The following is an 8,480-nucleotide window of genomic DNA, read 5'->3' as shown; positions in this document are numbered from 1 at the left end:
TTTTATCTATAGATGAATATTCTAAACCTGTTCTTATATTTCTATAACACTCTGCTGTAATAGACTTTGGAAATTTTTTCGTAAAAATCATTTTTTCATCATCTCCTTCTCTAATGGAAGTTCACCAAGTACTGGTATAGGAAGTATTTTTTCAAGTTCCTTCTTTCCTTTAATAGTATCATCTAAATAATCTATAAGGAAAATTATTCCTATACCTATTATTAATCCTGCAAAAAATCCAAATAAAATAAATTTAGTTTTTTTAGGTCTTATAGTACTAACCTTTACATCATCTATAACCTTTGTATGAGTATTTAATATTATTTCTCTTACTCCTACTGCAAACTCATCAGCTATGGTCTTAACTACCTTTTCTGCTGTTTCATAATCTCCTGATACATAGCTTATATCAAATATAGGAGTATCTGCAGATGTTAAAAATGCAACTCCTGATATAAGTTGACCTGGAGACATATTAAGTCCAGCCTTATTTATTACCTTATTCATAAAACTATCTGTTCTTATTAACTGAACATAAGTATTTACAAGCCCAGCATATGTTGATAATTCTCCTGTTGAATAATTACCTTGTATATCATCTGACTTACCTGCAAATACTTTTATAGTTGCTTTATATGTTGGTCTCATATTTTTAAAAGCATATAAAGTCGCTAATGTAGTTGGTATTACTATACTTAATACTAATATTTTGTAGTATTTTTTAAATAAATACATTATTTGATTAAATTCGATAATTCTCTCTTCCATTTTTTTCTCCTTAAAGATTAATTATTACCATTAAAAGCTTCCATAGTAACTGTTGATTCTTGATTTATATCTTCTCGCTTTATTACTTTAACTATTGTTAAAAAAAATATTTTTAAATCGAGTTTTAAACTCCAGTTCTCTACATACCATACATCAAGTTCAAATTTTTCAGTCCATGATATACTATTTCTCCCATTAATTTGGGCCCATCCTGTAAGTCCTGGAAGTACATTATGTCTTTTTATTTGCTCTCCACTATATAATGGAAGATACTTTGGAAGTAATGGTCTTGGTCCTATTAAACTCATTTCTCCTCTTAAAATATTAAAAAATTCTGGAAGTTCATCTAAGCTTGTACTCCTTAAAATTTTTCCAAACTTAGTCAACCTTTCATTATCTGAAAGTAAATTCCCACTTGAATCTTTTGTATCTCTCATTGTCCTAAATTTATACATTTTAAATGGTCTATTATACATACCAATTCTTTCTTGCACAAAAAATATAGGGCCTCCAAGTTTAATTTTTACAAGTATAGCTATTATCAAAAATATAGGAGATAACATTATTAAAACTGTAAGTGAAAATATAATATCAAAACTTCTTTTTATTTTATTCATACTTTCTTCTCCACTACTTAAATAAATTTCTTATTATATTAATTATTCTCTCCATATCTTCTTTTGTATTTTTAGTATCTGATGGAAGGCATACTCCCCTTTTAAATATATCTTCTCCTACAGAAACTCCATTTTCTTTAATACTGAAGAATTTATAATCTTTATAAAATGGCTGCATATTCATTGGTTTCCATATAGGTCTTGATTCAATATTTTCATTTTCTAAAGCTAATATAATATCCAATGGAGTAACCTTAGAATCTTCTTTTATTAAAATTGTACTTATCCAGTAATTAGGTTCTCCATAACTACATATTGGCATCATTTCTATGTCTTCAATATCTTCAAAACCCTTTTTATAAAGATTAAATATTTCCTTTTTCTTATTTATTCTTTCATCTAAAACTCTAAGCTGACCTCTTCCAATACCAGCTACCACATTACTCATTCTATAGTTATATCCAAGCTCTTTATGCTCATAATGCCTTTCATTTTCCCTAGATTGAGTGCTCCAGAATCTAACCTTTTCTATCATTTCTGTATTATCTGATACAAGCATTCCTCCACCTGATGTAGTTATTATTTTATTTCCATTAAATGAAAATATTCCATAGTCACTAATTGTACCTAAATACTTTCCTTTATAAGTTGCACCTAGTGCCTCAGCTGCATCTTCAATTATTTTGCAATTATACTTTTTACAAAGCTCTCTTATAGGATCCATATCCGCTGCTTGTCCATAAAGATGTACTACTATTAATGCTTTAGGAAGCTTTCCTTCTTTTTCACATTCAATGAATGCTTTCTCTAAAGCTTTAGGGCACATATTCCACGAATTATATTCTGAATCTATAAATATTGGTTCTGCATTTTCATATATAATAGGATTACAAGTTGCTGCAAAAGTAAGTGAGGAACAAAAAACTCTATCACCTTTTTTTATTCCAATAGCTTTTAATGCCATATGAATAGCAGATGTTCCAGATGTTAATGCAACAGCACTTTTTGCTCCTATATATTCTGAAATTTCCTTTTCAAAATTATCTACATTTTTTCCAAGTGGTGCTATCCAATTTGTATCAAATGCTTCATCTACAAACTTTTTTTCCAAACTTCCTATATGCGGAGATGCTAAATATATTCTCTTGTTTTTTGTACTATTCAAATTACTCTCCCCCTAAAACTATAGATTATTCTACTGATATTGCTGCTTCTTCTATATTATTTTCATAATTCACTTCTACATAAGTTGGAACTATATCCTTCATCTTTTCTCTAATTAAGTACTCATTTTCACTTATAGCAAAATCTAATAATTCTGATATATCTTTTTTCAACTCATTTATATCAAAATCTCCCGGTCTTCCTATAAATATCTTTTCATGTGGAGTTTTTTCAAGACCTTCTTCGCTCATAAGAAGCTCCTCATAAAGCTTTTCTCCTTCTCTAAGCCCAGTAATTTTTATATCTATATCTTCATATGGCTTAAGCCCTGAAAGTTTTATAAGATTTTCTGCTAAGTCATATATCTTTACAGGAGATCCCATATCTAATACAAATATTTCTCCACCATTAGCATATGCACTAGCTTGAAGAACCAATTGAACTGCTTCAGGTATAAGCATAAAATATCTAGTTATATCTTTATGAGTTAAAGTAATAGGTCCCCCTTCTTTTATTTGCTTCTTAAATAAAGGTATTACAGATCCATTACTTCCAAGTACATTACCAAATCTTACTGCAACAAACTCTGTGCTACTTTTCTTATTTAATCCTTGAATTATCATTTCACAAAGTCTTTTACTAGCTCCCATAATATTAGTTGGATTTACTGCCTTATCTGTTGAAATAAGCACAAATCTTTCAGCTCCATAATTACTTGCTAGTTCTGCTGTATTTAATGTTCCAACAACATTATTTTTTATAGCTTCTCCTGGATTATTCTCCATTAATGGTACATGCTTATGAGCTGCCGCATGAAATACAACTTGTGGCTTATACTTTTTAAATATATTTGCCATTCTTTTTCTATCTCTTACAGATGCTATAATCACAATCTTTTCTATATTAGGTACAGTTCTGCTCAACTCATTTTGAAGATCGTATACACTATTTTCATAAATATCTAATATTAGAAGCTTTTTAGGATTGAATCTTGAAATTTGTCTGCAAAGCTCTGACCCTATAGAGCCACCTCCACCTGTTACTAATACAACTTTATTTTCTAAATAAGATCCTACATATTCTTTATCTAGTTTTATCTCTTCTCTTCCAAGCAAATCTTTTAAATTTACATCTCTCATTTTTGTAAGATTAACTTGTCCATCCATTATTTCATAAACTCCAGGTATAACCTTTGTTTTTATATTAGTTTGTTGACAAATTTCTAAAATTTCTTTTTTATCTTTTGCTGAAATTTTTGATATTGCAATTAAAATTAAATCTACTCTTCTCTCTTTAGCTATTTTCTTTATATCTTTTCTATTCCCTAAAACTTTTACACCTCTTAAGAAAGTTCCTTTTTTAATATTGTTATCATCTATTATTCCAACAGGCATCATATTCATTTCTTTATTTTTAAACATCTCATCAATTACAATATGAGCGCAAGAACCTGCTCCAATAACTAATACCCTTTTTTTATAATTTAAATTTTTTCCTATTTCATAAATTACAATATGTCTATATACCCTATAAGAAACCCTTAAACATGTTATTAAGAAGAATATAAATATCCCGCTTGCTAATTGTATTGAAAATGGAATTTGATAATTAAGTACTTTATTGAATATGTAAGTTAGTAATGTTCCTATATTGCATGCTATTAATCCATTTAAAACTTCATCTATTCCTACATTGCTCCAAAGACTTCTATACATTTTAAATATTGATAATGGAATTAAATAAAGTATTATTATCAAAGGCATTATCCTTGTATATCTATGTATATAACCACTTGATACATTCATACCAAATTTAACAAAAAATGCAAATATATATGACAATATTATTGATATAATATCTAATATTATTAATATTTCTATCCTCCACTTTCTTATCTTGTTCATTTTCAGTCTCCTATTTATCAGTTCCTATATTATATGAAATTAATCACAAATTTATATCGTTAACTTCTTATTCAAAATTTTAACATATTATTTATTTTTTTTTAATAAAAATCATTCTTCAAAATTCTACTTTATTCCTAATATTTTCCTTTTGTTATTTAATATATATTTTTTAAAATATTATTTATATAATAAAAAAACCTAGTTATGCAACTAGGTTTTTAGATAGTACTTATATAATTTTAATCCAATTACAAATCCAATAGTATTTACAAGCATATCATTGGTATCACAACTTCCTGTTTTAGTTAATCCTTGAGTAAACTCAACTATAACAATATATATGATAAATAACCTTATAAGAGATTTATCTGGATATCTTGATTTATGTCTAAAATAAAAGCCAAAAGGCATATACATAGCTATATTTCCTAATATATTTACAATTGCAAAAGGAGAACCTTCTTTTAAAAACCCTATAAATGTAGTAAATGGATTAAAACAAAAACTCATTGAAGATAAACTGCTCTTAAAAAATGTAACTCCAATTATAAATAGAAAATATATAATCATTAAATTATCTATATAGCAAAATACTGATTCATTATTTAAAATTACATTAAACATAATATAAATTAAAAATACTGTGAGAGTTATAAAGACAGATTGAATATATATATTCGTTTCATATCTAAGGCTACCCCAAAAAGGTATTATAATTCCTACATTAATTACCGTAGCAATGATTACAGATAAGAGTATTATCATTTCCTTGCTTAAAACATCTAAACTATTATTTCTTCTAGATTTTCTAGACCTCTTTCTTACTATTTCTTTATCCATATATATTTACTTCCTATCATTTATTGTATTTTTTGTCTTTAATTACTATACAAGTAATTATACCCTTTTTTTATTATTTTTAAATGAGTTTAATGATTTTTTAAGAAATACTTTAATTTTTAAAAAATAACTTATTATTAATAAAAAAATAAAGCGATACTAAATTAATAGTATCGCCTTAACCCATACTTTAAAATTATAGGTTTATTATATCCATAACATTCTTTTTAAATGTTTCATTTTTCTTTTCTGAGTCTTCTAAAGAATTACCAACAACAGATAAGTAAATCTTTATCTTAGGTTCAGTTCCTGAAGGTCTTACAACAAACCATGAACCATCTTCAAGTATATACTTAAGAACATTTGATTTAGGTAAGTTTACTTCACTAACTTGTCCTGATTGTAAATCCTTTTCTATTGATTCTTTATAATCAAAGAAAGTTTTAACCTTTACTCCATTTACTTCTTTTATAGGATTCTTTCTTAAAGAATCTAAGCAAGCTTGTATCTTTTCTTGACCTTCTTTACCCTTAAGTTCAATTGAAACTAAGCTTTCTTTATAGTATCCATATTTTTCAGAAAGTTTCATAAATGCTTCGTAAAGGCTTAAACCTTGGCTCTTATAGTAAAGAGTCATTTCAGCAATCATTTGAGCTGCAATAACAGCATCTTTATCTCTTGCATGATCTCCAAATAAGCATCCATAACTTTCTTCAAAACCAAATAGGAATTTATGACTATTTGTATTTTCAAATCCTGTCATCATTTCTCCAATATACTTAAATCCTGTAAGTACATCAAAAAGTTCTACGTTATAATCTTTACATATGTTTCTTACCATTTCTGTAGTAACTATAGTCTTAATTACTGCACCGTTATCTGGAAGCATATTTAATTCTTTGTAAGAACTTAATATATAATGAGTTAATAAAACTCCCATTTGGTTTCCTGAAAGTATTTGATATTCTCCCTTTGAATCCTTAACTATTGCACCTATTCTATCAGCATCTGGGTCTGTTCCAAATATTATATCTGGATTTATTTTTTCTGCCATTTCAAGAGCAAGTTTAAATACCTTTGGATCTTCTGGATTTGGATATGGAGCTGTTGGGAAGTTTCCATCTGGCTTTTCTTGTTCTTTTACAACATGTAAGTTTTCATATCCAAGTTCTTTTAATATTCTAGTTACTGGCATTAAGCCTGTACCATGAATTGGAGTATATATAATCTTTAAGTCCTTAGCATTGTTTTTAACTAAGTCTTTTCTTATAGTATGTCCTTTTAAAGTATCTATAAACTTCTTATCTACTTCTTCTCCAATAATTTTAAGTAAGCCTTTATTTAATGCCTCTTCTCTTGAAATCTTTTTAATATCTTTATATTCAATATTATTGATTTTAGTTATTACAGCCTTTGCATCTTCATCTGTCATTTGGCCTCCATCTTCGCCATACACCTTATATCCATTGTATTCCTTTGGATTATGTGAAGCTGTTAAAACTATACCAGCTTTGCTCTTAAGTTCTCTTACTGTAAATGATAATTCTGGAGTTGGTCTTAGAGATTCAAAAAGGTTTGCCTTTATTCCGTTTGCTGCAAGTACAAGAGCTGCAGTTTCTGCAAATTCAGGTGACATATTTCTTGAGTCAAAAGCAATACTTACAGAAATGTCTTCATTTTTATACTTATCTTTTAAATATCTAGCAAGACCTTCTGTAGCTTTACCTACTGTATATATATTAAGTCTATTAGAACCTGCACCTATAACACCTCTAAGTCCACCTGTTCCAAATTCTAAGTCTTTATAAAATCTATCTTCTATTTCTTTTTCATCTTTTATTTCTTTAAGTTCATTTTTAGTATTTTCATCGAATAAATCGTTTTCTAACCAAGTTTTATACTTTTCTTTATAATTCATCTCATCTTCCCCTTATTCTATATTTATATATAAAATTATTTACTCTTATATTTTAAAACAAAAGCCTCAAAGTTACAAACAGAAATTTCCTCTATTTTGTCTTTGAGGCAAAATTTAATTAAAGATTTTTATTATATCTTATTAAATATTTATATATTTAATTATTGTTGTTCTAAAATATGTTTTAAGTAATCTGTAAATTCTTCTTTTAAATTTTCTCTTCTTAAAGCATACTCAACTGTTGCTTCTAAGAAACCAAGCTTATCTCCAACATCGTATCTTCTTCCTTCAAAGTTATAAGCATACATTGCTTCTTCGTTTATAAGTTCAAGTAAAGCATCTGTAAGTTGAATTTCATTTCCTTTACCTGGTTTTGTTCTTTCTAAAATTTCAAAGATTTTAGGAGTAACTATATATCTTCCAAGTATAGCAACATTAGATGGTGCATCTTCAATACTTGGTTTTTCAACTAAGCCTTTAACCTTACATACTCTATCTTCTATTTGGATTCCATCAACTATTCCATATTTTGATACGTTCTCTTCTGGAACAGTTTGAACTCCTAGTATACTTGTCTTATACTCATCATAACAATCAATAAGTTGCTTTAAACATGGTTTTTCATCATTATATACAATATCATCTCCAAGTAAAATTGCAAAAGGTTCATCCCCTACAAAAGCTTTTGCACAATGAATAGCATGTCCAAGTCCTTTTGGTTCCTTTTGTCTTATATAATGTATATCAACCATTTCTGATATATTATGAACCATTTCAAGCATTTCATCTTTTCCTGCTTTTGAAAGTTCAAGTTCAAGCTCTACTGATCTATCAAAATGATCTTCTATAGACTTTTTACTTCTTCCTGTTATAATAAGTATTTCTTCTATACCTGATGCTATTGCTTCTTCTATAATATATTGAATTGTTGGCTTATCAACTATAGGAAGCATTTCCTTTGGTTGAGCCTTTGTTGCAGGTAAAAATCTAGTACCTAAACCTGCTGCTGGTATAATTGCCTTTCTTATCTTTTTGTTCATGTAAATCATCCTTACTTATTTAAAATTTTCTTTTTTATTTTTGACATAAATTGATTATCTAAAATAACTAATAGACTTTTAAATTCTTTCATACTAATAAATAAAATAAATATTAATATTACACATAAAATACTAATTAATATTGCATGGATAATCACATTTATTAATTGATTATTTATACTTATTTTAATAAAAATATTATTATAAATATAATCACAAATTAGAA

Annotated in this window: 7 protein-coding genes; all 7 read right to left on the bottom strand. The window is 27.3% G+C overall.

Going from position 1 to position 8,480, the window contains the following annotated elements; translation table 11 throughout:
* Window positions 1–87 precede the first annotated feature (87 nt).
* The 7 genes from SPJ33_RS02350 to galU all read right to left on the bottom strand — a co-directional run bounded on the left by SPJ33_RS02350 (window position 88) and on the right by galU (window position 8,254).
* A complete protein-coding gene (locus tag SPJ33_RS02350; RefSeq protein ID WP_321116371.1) occupies window positions 88–768 on the bottom strand; it encodes a YveK family protein in 681 nt (226 codons plus the stop codon).
* A gap of 17 nt (window positions 769–785) precedes the next feature.
* Window positions 786–1,385 (bottom strand): sugar transferase, encoded by a 600-nt coding sequence (locus SPJ33_RS02345; RefSeq protein ID WP_321116370.1) that lies wholly within the window; start codon window positions 1,383–1,385, stop codon window positions 786–788.
* A 13-nt stretch (window positions 1,386–1,398) separates the two neighbouring features.
* A complete protein-coding gene (locus SPJ33_RS02340) occupies window positions 1,399–2,550 on the bottom strand; it encodes a DegT/DnrJ/EryC1/StrS family aminotransferase (RefSeq protein WP_321116369.1) in 1,152 nt (383 codons plus the stop codon).
* A gap of 25 nt (window positions 2,551–2,575) precedes the next feature.
* Window positions 2,576–4,453 (bottom strand): nucleoside-diphosphate sugar epimerase/dehydratase, encoded by a 1,878-nt coding sequence (locus SPJ33_RS02335; RefSeq protein ID WP_321116368.1) that lies wholly within the window; start codon window positions 4,451–4,453, stop codon window positions 2,576–2,578.
* 213 nt (window positions 4,454–4,666) lie between these two features.
* A complete protein-coding gene (locus tag SPJ33_RS02330; RefSeq protein WP_321116367.1) occupies window positions 4,667–5,296 on the bottom strand; it encodes a VanZ family protein in 630 nt (209 codons plus the stop codon).
* A gap of 196 nt (window positions 5,297–5,492) precedes the next feature.
* Window positions 5,493–7,214 (bottom strand): phospho-sugar mutase, encoded by a 1,722-nt coding sequence (locus tag SPJ33_RS02325; protein WP_321116366.1) that lies wholly within the window; start codon window positions 7,212–7,214, stop codon window positions 5,493–5,495.
* A gap of 161 nt (window positions 7,215–7,375) precedes the next feature.
* Window positions 7,376–8,254: a UTP--glucose-1-phosphate uridylyltransferase GalU gene (galU, locus tag SPJ33_RS02320; protein ID WP_321116365.1), complete on the bottom strand. Its 879-nt coding sequence runs from the start codon at window positions 8,252–8,254 to the stop codon at window positions 7,376–7,378.
* Between the last annotated feature and the right edge of the window lie 226 nt (window positions 8,255–8,480).

Origin of the sequence: Clostridium sp. (genome assembly GCF_034179595.1) — a bacterium.
In the GTDB taxonomy this organism is placed as follows: domain Bacteria; phylum Bacillota; class Clostridia; order Clostridiales; family Clostridiaceae; genus Clostridium.
Note: the sequence above shows the minus strand (reverse complement) of the source record. Positions and strands in the feature narration are given on the sequence as shown.

What these genes read in the sequence shown, in the direction of transcription:
- SPJ33_RS02350 (WP_321116371.1), bottom strand. Translation starts at nt 768, where the DNA reads ATGGAAGAGAGAATTATCGAATTTAATCAAATAATGTATTTATTTAAA.
- SPJ33_RS02325 (WP_321116366.1), bottom strand. Translation starts at nt 7,214, where the DNA reads ATGAATTATAAAGAAAAGTATAAAACTTGGTTAGAAAACGATTTATTC.
- galU (WP_321116365.1), bottom strand. Translation starts at nt 8,254, where the DNA reads ATGAACAAAAAGATAAGAAAGGCAATTATACCAGCAGCAGGTTTAGGT.
- SPJ33_RS02330 (WP_321116367.1), bottom strand. Translation starts at nt 5,296, where the DNA reads ATGGATAAAGAAATAGTAAGAAAGAGGTCTAGAAAATCTAGAAGAAAT.
- SPJ33_RS02335 (WP_321116368.1), bottom strand. Translation starts at nt 4,453, where the DNA reads ATGAACAAGATAAGAAAGTGGAGGATAGAAATATTAATAATATTAGAT.
- SPJ33_RS02345 (WP_321116370.1), bottom strand. Translation starts at nt 1,385, where the DNA reads ATGAATAAAATAAAAAGAAGTTTTGATATTATATTTTCACTTACAGTT.